This is a genomic window from Verrucomicrobiia bacterium, from assembly GCA_026414565.1.
Lineage (GTDB): Bacteria > Verrucomicrobiota > Verrucomicrobiia > Limisphaerales > Fontisphaeraceae > Fontisphaera.
This window is the reverse complement of sequence record JAOAIT010000018.1, coordinates 267,399-285,058: the sequence shown is the minus strand read 5'-3', so window position 1 is coordinate 285,058 and position 17,660 is coordinate 267,399. Positions and strand designations below refer to the sequence as shown.

Below are 17,660 nucleotides of genomic sequence, written 5' to 3'. Positions count from 1 at the left end.
ACGCGCACGAGCCGGAAAATTCAAAGGCCGGGGAGCAATCCCCGGCCTTTTTTTTCAGGGCATTTTATTTGGAAAAGCTTCTCCCGTGCTCCCTTGCCGGCCTTTTGGTTAGAAACTCAGAAGCACCTGCCAGATAAACAAGTTGCCGAAGCTGTCTGTCATTTCCCAGATTCGCTTGACAAGCTCTGGGTCTCCGGTGATTTCCGGCAGCTCTTTGACTTTGTCTTCCCAGGGGAAACATACACCGGGCCGGCGGCGGGTTACGGGCCAGCCTTCCAAACCGCGTAGCCCCTGGCGGGAGGGGTCATCGCGATGCGGTTCGGGCAGAGAAGGCGTGTAGGAGGGACCGGAGTATTGGCCGTAGGTACGAAAGGCTTCAGTGAACGCCCGCATGTTTTCGATGCTGGTATCATTCTGCATGATGGCGCTGGCATCGGCAATGTAACCGCCCTCCCGGGCCACTTCTTGGGCCACCCTGCGGCAGAACTGCCGCACTTCCTCCGGTTTGCCGTAACTGAGCAGCACATTCGGAATCCCGCCGCTGAGGCAGAACTTGTGCCCCAATTTGCGGTGCACTTCGAAAATGTCCGCCCGATCCACATGATAGACAATGCTGCGGTCCGGCAGGGTCAGGAAATCATCCAGGTGGGCATTCCAGTTGCCCTCGGCGTAAAACAGCGTCTGGTAGCCATTTTTCCAAAACTCCTCAATAATGGGCTTCAGCGTCGGCCAGTAATGAGACTTGAATTGCGCCGGGGTGATGAACGGGACACATCCCCGATGCATCCAGAAACCGATGGGCAGCTTTTTCTCGGGATCGGCGGTGGTCAGCCCGACATGACACAGATGCGGGGCAAGGGCTTCACATGCCCTTAAAACCTTATCCGGCTGTTCGTGCATGTCCATGGTCAACCCCACATAGCCCCGCAACTTGTCGGCAATGATGTCAAACGGTGCTTTGAAAATGCCGGCAATGGCGGAGGGGGTACCGCATTCGGAGCGCATCAGGGCAATTTGGCGGCCAAAGCTGTGGAAGTAATGCAGCATGGCCATGCCCCCTTTCACGTAAGCCAGGTTGTTGCGATAGGTGCAGGGTTCGCCAATCCGGCTGGCTTCTGCGCATACCCGTGGGAACCAGACATTGTATAAAAATCCAGTGGGATCCTCAATCAAGGCGTCATACTCATCGGCGCGCATGAACGCCTCTTCTTCCGGAGGTTCGATGTAGTTGAAACCGGTATCGGCGGGCATGCCGATGCCCGGCACCCCATAATAGCGCAATCCCATGGCCTGCGTTAATCCTGTCCAGACATAAACCATGTTTGGGACAATGGCGTCCCAATCAAAATCCCGGGCACATTGACGGGCCGCCTCAAAAGCCTTCTCAAAATCGTGGGTGACCTCCTGGCAGGTATAGCCCGTGTACTTGGCGGTGAACTCCGCTACGAAGGGGCGGATGGGGATCATGTCGGGCTGTTCGTGGCGCATGGCCGCCACGTAACGGCGCAGGCGCTCCTGATAGAGTTTTTCCGTATCCATAGTGGGGATGCTATTGAGACATGCTTATGCCAACCGCCAGGGAAAAACCAGTAAAAAGGTGAGCCAAATTCAGTTGCCCGCCCTTCCCCAGCCCGCCGTTTGTGCAGTGGCACAAACTGTGCCATAATGTGCGTGCACTTGTTACGAAAAATATCACGATATGGACATTACCCGGACGGCTTTTGGCACGTGGAATGGCGGATGCTTTATGAACTTTGGCGTTGCCATCGAGGAAGAGCGCTATCAAAAACTGGTTCGCCAGGCCTTTGACCAGGGCATTCGCACCTTTATCACGGCGGACGTTTACGGCACAGGGGCTGCCGATGCTTTGTTAGGGCGCTCCTTAATCGGGCTGCCCAGGGAAGAATACGCGGTGGTGGCGGCGATCGGCCATGATTTCTACACCGGCCGGCGCGAAGGCGCCAAGGGGTATCCCCGTTTCACCGATGAACGCCTGCGGTCGCCCGGCGAGTACGCGGATTACCTGCGCATGGCTACCGAGAAATCCTTGGAGCGAGTGGGGGTGGATGCGTTTGATTGCGTCCTGCTGCACAATCCTGATTATGTTGGTTATAGCTCGGAAAAAGTGTGGAAGGGCATGGAGCGTCTCGTGGATGCCGGCCTGACCCGGTGTGTGGGCGTGGCGCCCGGGCCGGCCAATGGATTCACCCTGGATTTGCTGCTCAACTTTCACCGGTTTGATGGCCTGGTCCAATGGGCCATGATCATTCTCAATCCTCTGGAGCCCTGGCCGGGCAAGCTGTGCCTGCGAGCCGCACAGGCCCACAACGTTAAAATCATCACGCGGGTGGTGGATTGCGGTGGTTTGTTCCATGATGATGTCAAACCGGGCCATGTTTTCCCGCCCCAGGATCATCGCGTTTTCAGACCAGCCGGTTGGGTGGAGGAGGGCAACCGTAAGCTGGAGCAAATGCGGCCAATTGCCGAAAGACACGGCCTAACCCTCCTGCAACTGGCCAGTGTATGGAATCTGAGCCATCCACCCGTGACCTGTGTGGTGCCAACTCTGATTGAGGAGTTGGACGGACGCAAACCCATCGAACGGAAAGCCGCTGAACTGGCTGCCACGCCGGAGGTAACCTTGGCCCCAGAGGAAATTGAGGTAATGGAGGCCATTGGCCAAAACCGGGGCTGTATGCATCTCAAGGGGGGCAATCCCGAACACAAGGGCGAGCCATTGCCTGATCGGTGGCGGCTTACTCCCGACCTGGAATTGATGGCGCAAAAGTGGGGCATCCGACCAGAGGAAGATCTGGTGTGCACCACCGCTCAGGTCTGATCGTACCCCACTCCATCAGAAGCCCCTGCACAAGAAGGCCGGCCTGTCGGCAATAAGCCCGGAAGCGAGCCCGTACAAAACCCGCTTTTTCCATTGATTGTTACGGATATGTAACAATAAGATGACAATCATGTTATCGCTGCAGCGCCTTTTAGGACACGACAAACAATTTTTTGATTTGCTGGACGCCAGTGCGCAAGAATCTCATGCCAGCGTCCTGGCCTTGAAACAGTTGTTGCAGCACCCGGAGAAGGCCAGTTTGGAGTCCTTTGCCACCCTGCGGCGCAAAGACAAGCGGATTACCAACGAAATCCATGAGTTATTATGCCGGACATTTGTAACGGCCCTCGAGCGTGAGGACATTCAGGATTTGGCGGTGGCCCTGTATAAAATCCCCAAAATCATCGAAAAATTTGCCGAGCGTTTGATGTGCGCGCAAGAGCGGTTGAAGGGCGTAGATTTCTCACGTCACACGGCCTTGCTGGAGGAAGCCACTTCCACCTTGATTCAGATGCTCAAAGAGCTGCGGGCCATGCGTTTGCAGGAACTGGTGCGCCTGAGCACGCGGCTGCGGGAGATTGAGGCGGAAGGTGACCGTTTTCTCAATGAATTGAATGCCGAGCTTTTTTCCGGCCGCGTGGACCCGCTCAATGCCATCATCCTCAAGGACCTTTACGAGTTGCTGGAGAAAGCCTTGGATCGCAGCCGCTCGGCCGGGAACGTGATGGCGCGCATTGCGTTGAAACATTCTTAAGCCGGAGGACAGGAGGTTGCTGATGCTGCTGGTGCTTTCCGTGTTGTTGGTGGCGTTGATCTTCGAATACATCAATGGCTTCCACGACACCGCCAATGCCATTGCCACCTCGGTGGCCACCAAGGTCATGACCCCCGCCCAGGCCATCCTGCTGTCGGCCTCCATGAATCTGGTGGGAGCCTTGATGGGAACCGCCGTGGCTAAAACCATCGGGCAGGGCTTGGTGGATACGACCTTCATCAATTCGGGGGCGATTCTCTGCGCCCTGGGCGGGGCGATTGCGTGGAATCTATTCACCTGGTGGATTGGGCTGCCTTCCAGCAGCAGCCATGCACTGATTGGCGGGTTGTGCGGTGCTGCACTGGCGGCCTCCCACAATAATTGGCAGGCCATCAAGTGGATTGAGGTGAAAACCAGCGTGGTGACCAAATGGGTGACAGCGCCACAAAATGTGCTGGACTCGATTGCCACCATGAATCTGCCGGTGGGCACCAATGCCGTTCCGTTGGGCACTAATATCGTCAACCTTGTCATCCCGCCGGTGGCTGGCGCACCAGTCATGATGGAGACCACGCATACCGTGCTGTCCACCAGCGGCTTATGGCCCAAGGTGGTGAAACCGATGTTCGTCGCCCCGACCATGGGCATCGTGTGCGGCTTCCTGCTGATGGGCCTGCTGTTACTGCTCCTGCGGAAAGTACACCCGCGCATCGTCAATCAGGTTTTTGGCAAGTCGCAACTGTTCAGCGCTGCGTGGATGAGTTTTGAGCACGGCCGCAATGACGCCCAAAAAACCATGGGCATTATCGCGCTAACCCTTTACACGGCAACCCAGTCCAGGGTCTTCGCCGACTTGCCGGATTGGTTGAGTTTTCTGCGCACGGAGAAATTTGAGGTCGCCACTTGGGTCAAGGTGATCTGCGCCATTACCATCGCCGCCGGTACCGCGGCGGGGGGATGGAAGATCATCAAAACCATGGGTAAGAACGTCGTGAAGATGCAGCCCATTCACGGGTTTGCCGCACAAACCACGGCGGCGGCGGTCATCGGCGTGGCGACTCACTATGGCATTCCCTTGTCCACCACCCATGTAATTTCCGGCTCCATCATGGGCGTGGGCGCCACCAAGCGGCTCAATGCCGTCAAGTGGAGCGTGGCCGAGCGTATGCTGTGGGCTTGGGTGATGACCATACCTATCACCGCGGCGCTGGCTTATGCCCTGATGCGCATTTCGCAGTGGAGCTAGGTTTCCATCAGGGCGCGCCGCACCTGCTGCCGCAAAGCGGGCAATACCTCTTTTTCAAACCAGGGCCTTTGGGCCAGCCAGCGGCGATTTCGCGGACTGGGATGAGGCAGGGGGAAAAACTCCGGCAAATAGGCTGCCCAATGGCGGACGGTCTCGGCTAGTGTGGCGCGGCGGCTTGCGCCAAGATAATAAGCCTGGGCGTACGCCCCAACCAGCAACGTCAATCGGATGTGGGGCAGGGCGGCGCGCAGGAGCGGATGCCACTTGGGCGCGCACTCAGGACGAGGCGGCAAATCGCCGGAGCGTCCTTTGCCGGGGTAGCATAGGCCGGTGGGGATGATGGCAATGCGGCGGATGTCGTAAAACTCGTCCCGGCTCATTTGCAGCCATGCGCGCAAACGATCGCCGGACGGATCATTCCAGGGAATGCCCGTCTCGTGTACGCGCAGGCCGGGCGCCTGACCCACAATCAACACTCTGGCGGACGCGGCAACACGCAGGATCGGCCGCGGCGGCAGGGGGAGGTGCGCTGCGCACCAGCGGCAGGCGCGGACCTCCGCAAGCAGATCTTCCAGGGAGTTACTGGCCACGGTACACGCAGCGCGCCGTGCAGGTTTCCGCGACGACCACTTCGGTGAGTTGGGGAAGCCGCGGTTTAAGCCGCCTCCAAATCCAGACCGCAATGTTTTCGCTGGTGGGATTTTCGAGTCCCGGAATTTCATTGAGGTAACGATGATCCAGCTTTTCCCACAGCGGTTTGAAGGCCGCGGTGATGTCGGCGTAATCAATCAGCCAGCCCAGTTTGGGGTCGCACTCCCCGCTGACCGCCACTTCCACTTGGAAGCTGTGGCCGTGCAGGCGGTAACACTTATGTTTTTTCGGCAATAAAGGGAGGCGGTGGGCAGCCTCGAATTGAAAAGTTTTGCGAAGTTCCATCTGCATAAAAGTTACATTTCAAGCTGCGTCCAGCCCACGAGGTCACCGAGGGCCGGGCGCCCATCGTGGCGCCAGGTCAAGGGGGGCTTTTGCATTTGCCCCAATGGGCACACGCGGTTGGCGCCCCAACTGGCCAGGCGCCGGGCCAGCTCCGGCAGGCGTTGGGAGCTGGCGGCCAGTCCCACGGTGGACACTTTGCCGCGCAGGTCATCTGCACCCTGAAGGGCCTCCTCCAGGTTTTCCACGGCTTTGACGTAAATAAAACGGTGGAGACAGGACACTTGAAACCGTGGATCGGCTTCATAGACCACCGTCCAGGCTGTATTACCTTCGCTTTGCCAGAAGCGCGTGTCCGGCGAAGCTGCCGCGCGCACGGCATAAAACGCCCGGCGGCTCGCAATGGCGGCTGTCACTTCCAACGGTGCAGGGCCTCGAGGCATGATTTGTTCCATGCGTGCCATTTCGGCTGCCAGCATCTCTGCCCATTGCTCCGGCGAGATGCGCCCCTCCCGTTCCACATAAAAAACGTGCGGCGACAGGCAGCCCAACTGGTCCCATGCCGCCACATCCTGTGCCGCTTTGGCCGCCCAGGATTTCGCCGCGTGCGCGGACAGCTCTTCACGGCATAGGAAACCAAAGCTTACCCGGTGGCCGTAAGTGAGAAACCGAACGTGGCCGGGTACCACGCGACGCAGGGTTTGCAGGGTTTCATCCGAGCCCGTGGCCGTGATGCAGTCAGCCTCGGCAAGCAGAATCTTTTCAAAATCCGCACTCCCTCCCCGCCATTGGGCGATTTCCAGGCAGGCGCCCAACTTGGAGTCCAGCTCATAAAGGGAATGCGCGAAAAGGCGGGGGATGAATGCAGCGCCGGTGGCGCATTTGACAAACTGACTGGAGCGGGCAAGCAACCCCAACACCATGCTCATGAGTGCGGGGATGGGAAGATTGCCCGCGGTGATGTGAAACATCAATTCCGGGCCGGTGGCAACGGACTGGATGCCCGTGAGGCGCTCGGCGTCAGAGGCCACGAGGCGATCGAGACGCTCGAAATGACCCAGGTCCTGCTCCACCAGGGCTCGCAGATTCGCCTCGGTCAGTTGCCGGAAATAATCGTCAAGCCCCCGCTGCAATACCGGCGCAGAGAATCCGGTGGCCGCCGGGCCCTCTTGCAGCGCTGTCTGGCGAAAGGGATAGCTTTCATCGAGCCACGCAGCCCCCAAATCCGCCAGGGTGCGGATGATCCCGGCCGTATCCCGATGGACAAGGTAGGTCTGGCGGTTTTTACGAAGGGTTTGGCAGGCCTCCCGCACCAAATCCGGCGAGAGGACGGCCTCGGGCGGCATGTCCGCTAGAAAATAATCCGGCAAATTCATTCGTTTACCATCAACGAACACCCGCGCGGCTCAGCTAAAGGCGCGCGGCCAAGGAGTTCAAAACCATCTTCATGGCCCACGGCCAGGTCCGCCGTCTGGATGGCCATGACTGACCACACATTGGCCAGATCATAAATGCACAATAACCCAGGCACGCCAGGCGGGCAATCAATGCCAGTTTCCGGCGAAACGATGCGAAACCGCACCCACGGGGGAAACCGAAAACGGGCTGGGGCGGCCGGCTGCAGGGCAATTCGGTCGTAAGCCTGTGAGGAAAGCTCACACATGCCATACTCTCGAACGATGGCCGTGGGAGGAACGGCAAATAGGTATTGTAGAGCGGCGTGTAATTCATCGGGGGGGACGTCACGTGAACGTCCTTTATAGCCACCGGTTTCCATCAATCGCGAGCCTGGCGGCAAGGGCAACTGCCTGCTCTCGCCGGCGAGGTAATCCAGTAGATGAACGAAATTAAAAGCCGTACCCAGCAGCACCAGAGGAGGACCGAGCCGGGAAAGAGACTCCAAGGCCGAGGTGGTTTTGGGCAGGTCCAAGACCCAGTTTCCGTCGGCGTTGGAATGGCCTAGAAAGCAGGACTCTGGCAGTCCGAAGGCACCCATCGCCGTGGCCAACATGTAAACCAGGGAGGAATGAGGGGCTTGGGCAGGCGGAGGAGTGAGGCTCACCAGCAGCCATTGGGAAGGAGGATTGGCCCCACTCCCTGCCAGTACATGCCGGGCAAACCAGAGTTTCAGGGCCTCGACGTAGAGCTGTAGGGAGGCTTGATGATGCCAATGGCGGCTGCGGCTTTGGCTTGTGGTGCCGCTGGAATAAAAGACGTGTGTTCGCTCCGCCGGGGGGATACAGGTCATTTCGGTTTCCTTGAAGGCCGCGACAGAGATGGGAGGGATCTCCCTCCATGAATTCCAAGCCCTCGCGGGCAACCTCTCGTAGAAGGCGGCCAACACGGGATTAACTTCTTTTTGTGCGTTGGCCAAGCGCAGGGCCAGGGTGTTGAACGCAGTGGCGGGAAGATCCTCCCCGGAGGCCGTGCTATGAATGGCCTCCAGGACGTCGCCCGCTACCTGGCTTAATTGCGCCCAATGCACAGGCCTACCATGACGGAATCCGGGGATTCCCGGCAAGGGGAAAGGGGGGAGGGGGAACAAAGTTAATTTCTTGTTAAAATATCTTGCCTTCTTGAAGTAGGGTGAATTATCGTTTGTTTGTGCCCAAAGAACGCAAAGGTATGTCCGGACCTTCGCGCGCTCATGACGGGAATGTGGCCAAGCCGAAAAAGGCCCATTCTTTGAAGTCCATTTCCCCCAAGCGGTTATGGGTGTGGAGGGCCTTTTTTGCCCTCGGCCTGCCCGTGCTGTTGTTGGTGGCGCTGGAGTTAACCTTGCGTCTATTCGGCGTGGGATTTTCCGAACGTTTTTGGGTGGAGGGAAATGAACCGGGCACCGTTAAAACCAACTACGAGTTTGCCCGGCATTACAGCTCCAGAAAAAATCCCCCCCGCCCCTTTTTCACCCAGATGACGGTGACAAAACCCGCGGATACGGTGCGGGTCTTTTTGCTGGGAGAATCCGCAGCTTTCGGCACGCCCGACCCCGCATTTGGGCCTTCGCGGCTGATGCAGGTCATGCTCGAGGAGCGGTATCCTGGTAAACGAATCGAGGTCATCAACGCCGCAATGATGGGGATTGATTCCTTTGTGCTGCGGCGCATTGCCCGGGAATGTGCTCAATATGAGCCGGATTTGTTTATTATTTACACCGGCAACAATGAGTTGATTGGGTTGCACGTGCCGTTGGAAAATGAGTCTGCCTTGTGGGCCACGCGCCCGCTGGCCCTTTTCATGGACTGGTGCAGGGCGACCCGCGTTGGGCAGTTAGCCTGTCGCATGGTGAATGCCTGGAATCCGCCGCCGGTGCAGGACATGAGCTTTCTACGGCGGCAGCGGCGTGCGGCAGATGATCCACGCACACTGAAAGTTCTGCACAATTTCCGGCAAAACCTCGCGGAAGTCATCCAGTTGGGAGATTTTCCCAAAATCCTGGCCACGGTGGCTGTCAACGTGCGGGATTTCCCGCCCTTGGGCTCTTTGCACCGGCCGGGTTTGTCGGAAGACCAACTCAAGCTGTGGAATGAAGCTTATGCGCAGGGTATGGCGGAGGAGCAAGGGCGGCGCTATGCAAGCGCCGTGGTACAATATCAAACCGCAGCGGCTCTTGATCAACACTATGCCGAATTGCACTACCGCCTTGGCCTGTGTTTCAAGGCTCTGAATAATGAGGAAAAAGCGCGGGAGCACCTGACGCGAGCCTGGGAACTGGACACTTTGCGTTTTCGCGCCGATCCGCGCATCAATCGCATCGTGCGCGAACTGGCGACCGCCCATGCGGCCCGAGGAGTCGAGTTGTGCGACCTTGAGGCGGCCTTTTCCCGGCATCCCACAGCTCGGATGCAGCTTCCGGGACGGGAGCTTTTTTACGAGCATGTGCATACCACCTTTACCGGAACCTACTGGCTGGCCCGCCATTTGGTGGAGTCCACCGAAAAGGTGTTGCGCAATACCATGGGAGCCCCCGCTGGCGACGGTTTCCTGTCCCAGGATGAGTGTGCGCGGCGACTCGCCTTTACCGCCCTGGACGAATACAATGTGGCGCAGGCCATGACCCGGCTCTATAGTCAGCCCCCTTTCCTGGATCAGGCAGATCACCACTGGCGGCTGGCCGAAATGGAACGCGAGGTCTCCCGTTTGCGGCAAGCCCTGACGCAGGAAGAAGTGGAGCGGGTCCTGGCAACTTATTATGAGGCCATCCGCCGCCGGCCGGACGACTGGGCCCTGCGCTTCAACCTGGGCAACGCTTATTTGCAACTAGGCAAACCCACCGAAGCCGCCAGCACTTTTGCCTGGTTGATAAAAACCTATCCGACCCAGTATGCCTTCCAATTAGTCTATGGCAAAACCTTGATGGCCATGGGCCGCGCGGACGAGGCGCAAAACCACCTGGCTTTTGCGCGTAAACTTGCCCCGCACGACGAAGAGCTTCGCAAAATGAGGTTTTAGACGGGGAGGGTAAATACCCGTTCCCACGTTGGCCAACGGCGGGAAAAAACGCCCAACCAAGCGGCGGGCGGGCAGGATCATTTGTTGTATCCCACCAGGGCGTCGCCCGGCCATGGGCCGACAATTCAAGGCTTGAGAGGGACTTTTCGCTTGCGCCCCCGTCTCTTGGCCTTGAAACTTGCAGCGATTTGCCTCATGGCAGAGCCAAAACATTCATCGGGTTCCCAGCGGGCGGCCTATTGCGACGTGGATGGTACCTTATCGGATACCACCATTGTAGCGCCACTGGTCCACATCAAGCGGCGGGCCTTGCGGCCTCCCTGGCGCTGGCTGTGGCTTGCCTCACTGGTGGTTCATGGCCCGTGGTGGTTTTTGTTGGACGCCGCTGATCGTGCAGCGTCGAATCGGGCCATTTACAGGCATTATCGAGGAGTGCCGTGGGATTTGTTACGGACGGAGGCATTGGAATTTGGACGGCATTACTTGCAGGCAAAAATATTTGCGCCAGCCCGAAAGTGCCTGCAGGCGTTTCAACAGGCGGGGGTGAAAATTGTTCTGGTCACCGGTGGGTTGGATGTTTTCCTCGGGCCGTTGGCAGCGGAATGGCAGGCCGATGTTCTGGCACCCCACCTGGAAGTGGTCAACGGAGTTTGCACCGGGCGGGTATTGCCTGAACCCTTTACCGGGCAGGTTAAAGCCAGGCTGTTACGCGCGCATGCGGACCAAAACAAATTTGATTTGTCCCATTGTTATGCTCTTGGCGACGCCTTTGGTGACCTGCCCATGATGGAGTGTGTGGGATACCCCATCGCAGTCAATCCCGACCGGCGCCTGTGCCGGGTGGCGGCGGAACGGGGTTGGCAGGTGGAAAACTGGCGCTAGAATGCTCCCGACATGCCGCGTGCAGTTCAATTTATACGGTCTGTCCCGCGCTGGTTGCTGGTCCGCAACCTGGCCGGTCGCTGGCCCGGGGTGGCCACGGGCGCACTATCGTGCCTGCAGCTCACCGAGGTGGCCCCGCCGCCCCTGCCACGTCCTGAATGGGTGCGAATTCGCAGCCGGTTGAGCGGGATTTGCGGATCGGATTTATCTACCATTGCCTGCAAAGGCAGTCCCTATTTTTCCCCCTTTGTCTCAACCCCTTTTGTTCTGGGACACGAAGTGGTGGGGGAAATTGTGGAGACCGGCCCGGCCACCCCATCGTCACTGCGTCCAGGGATGCGGGTAGTGTTGGAGCCGGCCCTGGGTTGCGAAGTGCGGGGCATTGTGCCGCCCTGCCGGCCTTGTGCTGCAGGCCAGTATGCCAACTGCGAAAACATCCTCAAGGGCTGTTTGCAAGGCGGTTTTCAGACCGGTTATTGCGCCAGTACCGGCGGCGGTTGGAGTCATGCCACGCTGGTGGCGCACCCTTCGCAGGTGCATGCTGTGCCGGAGGACCTTGCAGATGAAGAAGCCGTGCTGGCGGAGCCTTTGGCCTGCTCTCTTCATGCCGCTCTCAAGGTACCCAGGGAAAAAGACAAGACGCTGTTGGTAATTGGTTGCGGCACCATAGGATTGTTGCTTATTGCCGCTTATCGCATGATGGGCGGTTTGGGACGCGTGCTGGCTGTCGCCCGGTTTCCGCATCAGGCCGAAATGGCCCGCCAATGGGGAGCGGATGAGTGTACCGGCCTGCTACCACCGGCGGCACTTTATCAATGGGTCCTGGAACGAACGGGCAGCCTGGCTGCCGGCGGCGGCATTTACCAACCGGAGCTTGGCAAACCGGTTGTTTTAGGAGGGGCGGACGCCGTATTGGACTGTGTCGGTACCGGCTCGACCATGGACGATGCCCTGCGCCTGACCAAGCCGGGAGGGCTGGTTCTGTTGGTGGGTATGCCCGGCATCCCCAAGGGTATTGATTGGACGAGTGCCTGGTACAAGGAATTGCGCGTTCAAGGTTCTTATGCCTACGGCTGGGAGCACCTGCCGGAGGGGCGGCGCGTCAAGACGATTCAACTGGCCTTGGAGCTGCTCTCTCAATCTGCCGGGCGATTAAAGCCCTTGGTAAGCAAAAAATACCCCCTCACCGACTACCGCGAAGCCATTGCCCACGCGTTTCATACGGAGCAGCCGGGCAATTTCAAGACGGTTTTCGATTTACAGTTATGATGTCACTTGATGCCGAAGGCCTGGTGCGATTGTATGAGGCGGGGGATCCGCCTCTCTTTTTGATGCGGGGCGAGAGTTTTGTCTATGCCAAGGTCCCGCCTGGCACGCGAGTGCTGTATCCGCGGCCCCCTCTGCCGGGCTTCGCCAGTCTGCGAGCCGAGGCAGAGCGGGCAATTGATCATCCGTTGGGCATGGATCCTTTGCGGGCCTATCTGAAGCCAGGCATGAAAGTGACCATCGCCTTTGATGATATTTCGCTTTCCCTGCCCAAGATGCGGGCGCCAGACTGCCGGCAGGTGGTGATTGAACTGCTGCTGGAACGGCTCGCGGCGGCGGGGGTGGATGATGTGCATCTGGTGGTGGCCGTGTGTCTGCACCGCCACATGCATGATTGGGAGCTGAAGGAAATGCTGGGGCGGCGGATTTTTAATGCCCATTGGCCCAAGGGCACGTTGTACAACTATGACGCTGAAGATCCCGACGGCAACGTGGTGCTGGGGCATACCGATCACGGGGAAATTGTTGAGATTCAAAAACGCGCGGCTACTTCGGACTTGCTCATCTATGTAAACCTGAACCTGGTTGCCCTCAACGGCGGACACAAGTCGGTTGGCGTGGGGCTGGCCACTTACCGTTGCATCCGGCCCAATCACAACTGCGAGGCGCAAATGCATTCCCGCAGTTTCAATGATCCGCCACGCAGCCGGATGCATCAGGTGATTGAGCGCATAGGCCGGTACGTCGAAAAGCACGTCAAGGTGTTTCATATTGAGATGACGGTAAATACCGACACCTTCCCGGGTTATCTGGGCTACATGCAGACGCAGGAAACGACGTGGTCGTGGTTTAATAAAATCTCTGCCCGGGTGACACAAAGTTTCCTGCAATGCACCCCACTGGCCCTCAACCGGCAGATCTTTTTTGCCAATAAAGCCCCTTACGGCGTCACCAGCATCCAGGCGGGCGAGGCGGAGGCGGTGCATCAACTCACCCTTAAGCACCTTTATCAACAGCAGCTCATCAAGTTGCAGGGGCAGTGCGACATTTTGATCGTGCCGATTCCCTACGTCATGCCCTACAGCGTGCATTCAGTGATGAACCCCATCCTCGTGTACGCCATGGGGCTGGGGTACATGTTCAATTTCTACAAAGGCAAGCCGCTGCTCAAGGAAGGGGGCAGCATCATATTTTTGCATCCTTTGGAGAACAAATTTGATCCGGTGCATCATCCCAGTTACAGCGATCTGTTTGAAAAGCTGCAAATTACCCGGGATCCTCATGAGGTGGACCGGCGGTGGGCGGATGCGTTGGCGCACGATGAACGCTACATTCGTCTATATCGCTTTCACAACGCCTACCACGGTTTTCATCCGGTCTCGATGTGGAACTGGGGCGCTCATGGCATGAAGCATTGCGGCCAGGTCATCATTGTCAATCCGCGCAGCCCGGAGGCCGCCCAACGACTTGGGTGGGAGACGGCTCCCACCTTGGATGACGCAATTGCGCAGGCCCGCGCCAAACAGGGCGCTTCGGCCGCCATCTCGGTTATTCATTCCCCACCGATCGCAATGTGGGAGGTGGAGTAAGGCCTAGATCCCCTCGCCACCAATAAAACCTTGCGAGAAGACTTCGCGCCCCGTAACGGGAGCGCCGCGGGCCACATCGGCGAGGGTGGAGCGGTCCATCAGCAGGGTGACGTAATTGCGGGCATCCAGAAAAACGCGGCGGAACCGGCAAACCGGCTCCTGCGAGCAGGCCTTGTAGCCGGAGACCGAGACACATTCGATGGGGGCAATGATGCCGTCAAAGTAGCGGACGATTTCGCCCATGGTTATTTTTTCGGGCGGCTTGGCGAGCTGATAACCGCCGCGGGCGCCAGGGATGCTGGTGACCCATCCCTTGGCCTTCAAGTCCAGCATGATATGCTCCAGAAAGCGTTTGGGTACAGCGTTGCGCTCGGCAAGTTCACGGATGGAGACCGGCCCCCGGCCATAGGCGTCCACCAGCGTGAACAACGCCCGCAGGGCGTAATCAGTCTTCTTGGAAATTTTCATAGCGCATTCAATACCGGCGCGAGCTTGGCTGCTTCAGGGCGCGGGAAGCACCTGCACGGCGTCTGCATGCACATAACCATTAGCACCGGCGCTGCGAATTTCCACCGCCCAAACCTTGCCGGCGGTGAAAGCGAATATACCAAGACTGATAAAAGTCGGAGGGAGGTCCGGTTTCGCCTGCTGATTAACCTCCAATTCTTTCTCCCCCTCGGCACAAAAAACAATCACAGGCGTGTTGCGCGCCCGATTTTCGTGGGGTTGTTGGGCCAGCCGAACCTCATAGCGGCCATCCCGGGGCACCTGAAACTCGAAACGCGCCGTGGCTTTAGCGGCGGGCGTGGCGTAGCGATAGCCCCGCCCGATATACCCTTTTAGGCTGCCTTTGTCGCCCCATGCTCCCGTGAATTTGGCCTGTGTATCATCAATGACGATGCCCGGCAGCGATGTGGGGTCCACCCCTTCCAGGGCGGGCGGGTCAGGGAGGGGCGGCGGGTTGGGGGGAATTTGCAGGGGCGCATGCACATTCTCCCGCCGTGTGGCGCCGGGCAGGTGACACAAGGTCTTAAGCTCGGTCAAGTAGCGTTCATAAACATCCCGCGGAGTGCAGTCGTGTTTCAAACAAATGGACGCCGCTTTGCCCACGACTTCGCCCATCATTCCGCCCGTTTTCATTACGCGCACCGTACCCAAAGCTTCGTGGGTGACGCTCACGTTGCGTCCGGCCATGAATAAATTGGCAAGGTTGCGCGAATAAAAACAGCGATAGGGGACGGGATAACCATGTTCACGGTCCACGGACTGATCAAACACAGCCCGGGAGATGAAGGGATCCTGCGGGTATTTCCGGGTGAATTCCTCGCGGGGATAATGTAAATCAATGTCCCACGTGGTGGGTACACAGCCATCCGGGAAGGGGCGTTTCTCCACAATGTCATCGCGGCTGAGAATGACATCCCCAAGAAGCTGGACCGATTCGCGCGTGCCGCCGATGTACGCCACCCATTCCAGCTCGGCGCGGGTGTGCGCCTCCCGGCCCTCTTTGTTTTTCATCGCGTTAAAGGCTCCAAACACGGCGCGCAGATTCCAGTCGCGCATGTATTCCAGATCCTGCAACGGATGCCGGTTGAAACCGGTTTCCCAAAACCACTCGCCCCGGCCATTCCGGGGATAGGGGAAATCGCTCATGCTCAAATCCAAAGCCCAAGGCGTGAATGGAAAAGTCGTGGCGGTCTCGTTGGTGCGCCAGCGCCACATGTTGCTCATGCCCAGATGATCTGTTTCGCGCACGGTATGTTCGGCGCCCGCCACTCGGCCCAGCGTGGCGTGGCCGGAGCAATCAGCAAATAATCGCCCGGCAAAGCGGCGCAGCTCGCCGCTGCGCACGTCCAGAGCAATGACTGCCTGAATGCGGTTGCCGTCTTTTTCCACGGCCAGGGCGTGGGTGTTGAGGAAAAGCTGAATATTCTTTTCCGCCCGCACGATGGCCTCCTTGCGGTCATCGGCAAATTCCTCGGCCGTGCCGGGCGAGGCTTTCGCCTGGTCCATGAACTCCTCGACAATTTCCCCCAGGCGCGGAAACAGGCCGCGACGGGTTCGGCCTTGCGCCCACACGCGAATTTCACTGCTGCCATTACCCCCCAGAACCGGGCGGTTTTGGATGAGCGCCACCCTGCAACCCATGCGTGCGGCGGATACGGCCGCCGCTGTGCCGGCGTAGCCTCCGCCCACCACCACGAGATCAAATTCGCCAGCGTCGCGTGGCTTCTCGGGTAGGCCGGCATACCGCAGCCGCCATTTTGCCGCCGGGGTGGAGTCATTGGGAGGGGTAAACTGTGGATCGTCCGAGAACAAAATCGCGTCACAGCGGCCGTTGAAACCGGTTAAATCGTGAAGGGCCAGTTTGATCTCGCGTTGGTTTGCTGTAAAAGTGCCGCCAGCCTGCCAGTGCCAGTCGTTGCCCTCCGTGCCAAAGGTCACCGGCAAGGGTCGGCCGTTGATAAGCAATTGGAATTTTCCGGGTGTACCCGGCGCCTGCCAGCGCGCCACCCAATCCTTGGTACGCACCCACACCCGATAGTTACCGGGTTGCAGCAGGGTCACGGTAGTTTCCGCGTCCCGGACGGGTTTTCCCAGGCCGTGAGCCATGAGGTAGGGCGATCCCATAATCTCAATAAACTGGGTATCCACCACCCAGCCTCCAAGGGACTGGAAACTTTCGGCTTCTACTAGAACTGTGGCCGCTCGAGGGGGCACCATGCCCACGGCCAAAATGGCCAGGATGGAACAGACAATGCAGCGCATAGAACCAGCTTAGCCCAGAGGTGTTGATTGGCCAAGGCCATTGCCACGTGGCGGTACCTGGCCTTATTCCGTATATTGAACCTCCTCTTCCGGAACAACCGGGAAGATGCTTTTGAGCGGGCCCGCGCCAATGGCCTGAATGGAGGCACAATACTTTGCTGCGCCGCGCTGCATAATGTTAAAGTGGCGCACCAGGTCACCGAACCAGTTGGGGAAGCGATCCGTGAATTTCAGCTCCAGAATGACCCAAGGTTTGAAGCTGTAGTGAGGGTTGGTCATTTCCGTGCTGATGACGCCCGTAAGATTGGGTTGGGCGCGCACCTCCCGATCCATGGTGACGCGCACGGTACCGGGCTCGTTGGCGTACGCCTCGCGCAGGTAGGCAATGTGCACTTTGGGCTTGGCCTGGATCATGTGCATGAGGCGGGAGAAATTCTGCAAGGCAACCAGGGCTTTGGGCGTGTAAGAGACGAGATGATCCGGCTCGGGCAGGTACCCTTGCAACAGCAGGGGCATGGCGCTGCCCTTGACGCCGCCGCGCTGTTTCATGATGCAGTTGTTGACCCGCCGCTTGATCTCAAAATATACCGGCACGCTGGGATCGGTGCTGTAAAAGCGGATGCGCAGTTTGAAGCGGTTGCGATTCCCGTTGATGGTATCCCAGTATGTCCGCAGCGAGTCCGAGTCGAGGTAGAGGCTGTGGACATCGTAGGACAGGTGGGGCTTGGCCACCCCGTACTCGTCCAGGTCCAGGTGACAGGAGACAAAGTCGCGCACTTGCAAAGCGGTTTCTTCGCTGATGAGGTACTTCAGCTCAAACCGCTGTGCCTGCATTCGATCAACCGCCATAAGTCAGACCACCGGGCGCCATCCAAGGTTGATAATTGCTCACCGAAACCTCACAGGCACGCTTAAAGATGCCCCTGGTGC

15 protein-coding genes are annotated in these 17,660 nt (G+C 58.6%); 7 read left to right on the top strand and 8 right to left on the bottom strand.

The features are described 5' to 3' along the window. Window positions 1-108: 108 nt before the first annotated feature. The gene (locus N3J91_05355) at window positions 109-1,539 is read right to left on the bottom strand and encodes a hypothetical protein (protein MCX8155866.1); all 1,431 of its coding nucleotides are present in this window, start codon (window positions 1,537-1,539) and stop codon (window positions 109-111) included. A gap of 208 nt (window positions 1,540-1,747) precedes the next feature. Between N3J91_05355 and N3J91_05350 the strand changes: the two genes are divergently transcribed. The 3 genes from N3J91_05350 to N3J91_05340 all read left to right on the top strand — a co-directional run bounded on the left by N3J91_05350 (window position 1,748) and on the right by N3J91_05340 (window position 4,839). Further along, window positions 1,748-2,839 carry an aldo/keto reductase gene (locus N3J91_05350; GenBank protein MCX8155865.1) on the top strand — a complete coding sequence of 364 codons (1,092 nt, stop codon included), beginning with the start codon at window positions 1,748-1,750 and terminating at the stop codon, window positions 2,837-2,839. Between the two features lie 130 nt (window positions 2,840-2,969). Then, window positions 2,970-3,593 carry a pit accessory protein gene (locus tag N3J91_05345; GenBank protein MCX8155864.1) on the top strand — a complete coding sequence of 208 codons (624 nt, stop codon included), beginning with the start codon at window positions 2,970-2,972 and terminating at the stop codon, window positions 3,591-3,593. Between the two features lie 22 nt (window positions 3,594-3,615). Beyond that, window positions 3,616-4,839, top strand: coding sequence for an inorganic phosphate transporter (locus tag N3J91_05340; protein ID MCX8155863.1), 1,224 nt, complete (start codon window positions 3,616-3,618; stop codon window positions 4,837-4,839). Here the strand turns inward: N3J91_05340 and N3J91_05335 are convergent. The 4 genes from N3J91_05335 to N3J91_05320 are packed head-to-tail and all read right to left on the bottom strand — an operon-like array spanning window position 4,836 to window position 8,257. Beyond that, on the bottom strand, window positions 4,836-5,429 hold the full coding sequence (locus N3J91_05335; GenBank protein ID MCX8155862.1) for a uracil-DNA glycosylase family protein: 594 nt from the start codon (window positions 5,427-5,429) through the stop codon (window positions 4,836-4,838). The genes N3J91_05340 and N3J91_05335 overlap by 4 nt on opposite strands. Next, on the bottom strand, window positions 5,419-5,781 hold the full coding sequence (queD, locus tag N3J91_05330) for a 6-carboxytetrahydropterin synthase QueD (GenBank protein ID MCX8155861.1): 363 nt from the start codon (window positions 5,779-5,781) through the stop codon (window positions 5,419-5,421). The genes N3J91_05335 and queD overlap by 11 nt, the downstream gene beginning before the upstream one ends. A gap of 5 nt (window positions 5,782-5,786) precedes the next feature. Next, a complete protein-coding gene (locus N3J91_05325; protein MCX8155860.1) occupies window positions 5,787-7,148 on the bottom strand; it encodes a hypothetical protein in 1,362 nt (453 codons plus the stop codon). After that, window positions 7,145-8,257, bottom strand: a complete 1,113-nt coding sequence (locus N3J91_05320) for a hypothetical protein (GenBank protein MCX8155859.1) — start codon at window positions 8,255-8,257, stop codon at window positions 7,145-7,147. The genes N3J91_05325 and N3J91_05320 overlap by 4 nt, the downstream gene beginning before the upstream one ends. Before the next feature lie 200 nt (window positions 8,258-8,457). Between N3J91_05320 and N3J91_05315 the strand changes: the two genes are divergently transcribed. From N3J91_05315 to N3J91_05300, 4 genes are all read left to right on the top strand, one after another. Next, window positions 8,458-10,224 carry a tetratricopeptide repeat protein gene (locus N3J91_05315; GenBank protein ID MCX8155858.1) on the top strand — a complete coding sequence of 589 codons (1,767 nt, stop codon included), beginning with the start codon at window positions 8,458-8,460 and terminating at the stop codon, window positions 10,222-10,224. Between the two features lie 246 nt (window positions 10,225-10,470). Beyond that, window positions 10,471-11,106: an HAD family phosphatase gene (locus N3J91_05310; protein MCX8155857.1), complete on the top strand. Its 636-nt coding sequence runs from the start codon at window positions 10,471-10,473 to the stop codon at window positions 11,104-11,106. A 12-nt stretch (window positions 11,107-11,118) separates the two neighbouring features. Beyond that, window positions 11,119-12,375 (top strand): zinc-binding dehydrogenase, encoded by a 1,257-nt coding sequence (locus N3J91_05305; GenBank protein ID MCX8155856.1) that lies wholly within the window; start codon window positions 11,119-11,121, stop codon window positions 12,373-12,375. Then, window positions 12,372-13,961 carry a nickel-dependent lactate racemase gene (locus tag N3J91_05300; protein ID MCX8155855.1) on the top strand — a complete coding sequence of 530 codons (1,590 nt, stop codon included), beginning with the start codon at window positions 12,372-12,374 and terminating at the stop codon, window positions 13,959-13,961. The genes N3J91_05305 and N3J91_05300 overlap by 4 nt, the downstream gene beginning before the upstream one ends. A 3-nt stretch (window positions 13,962-13,964) precedes the next feature. On the opposite strand, the gene N3J91_05295 is transcribed toward N3J91_05300, so the two are convergent. The 3 genes from N3J91_05295 to N3J91_05285 all read right to left on the bottom strand — a co-directional run bounded on the left by N3J91_05295 (window position 13,965) and on the right by N3J91_05285 (window position 17,579). Beyond that, entirely contained in the window at window positions 13,965-14,429 is a 465-nt protein-coding gene (locus N3J91_05295; GenBank protein MCX8155854.1) for an Rrf2 family transcriptional regulator, read from the bottom strand. 33 nt (window positions 14,430-14,462) lie between these two features. Next, complete coding sequence (locus N3J91_05290) at window positions 14,463-16,730, bottom strand: FAD-dependent oxidoreductase (protein MCX8155853.1); 2,268 nt, start codon at window positions 16,728-16,730, stop codon at window positions 14,463-14,465. Window positions 16,731-16,793: 63 nt separating this feature from the next. Further along, a complete protein-coding gene (locus tag N3J91_05285; GenBank protein ID MCX8155852.1) occupies window positions 16,794-17,579 on the bottom strand; it encodes a polyphosphate polymerase domain-containing protein in 786 nt (261 codons plus the stop codon). Window positions 17,580-17,660: the final 81 nt, after the last annotated feature.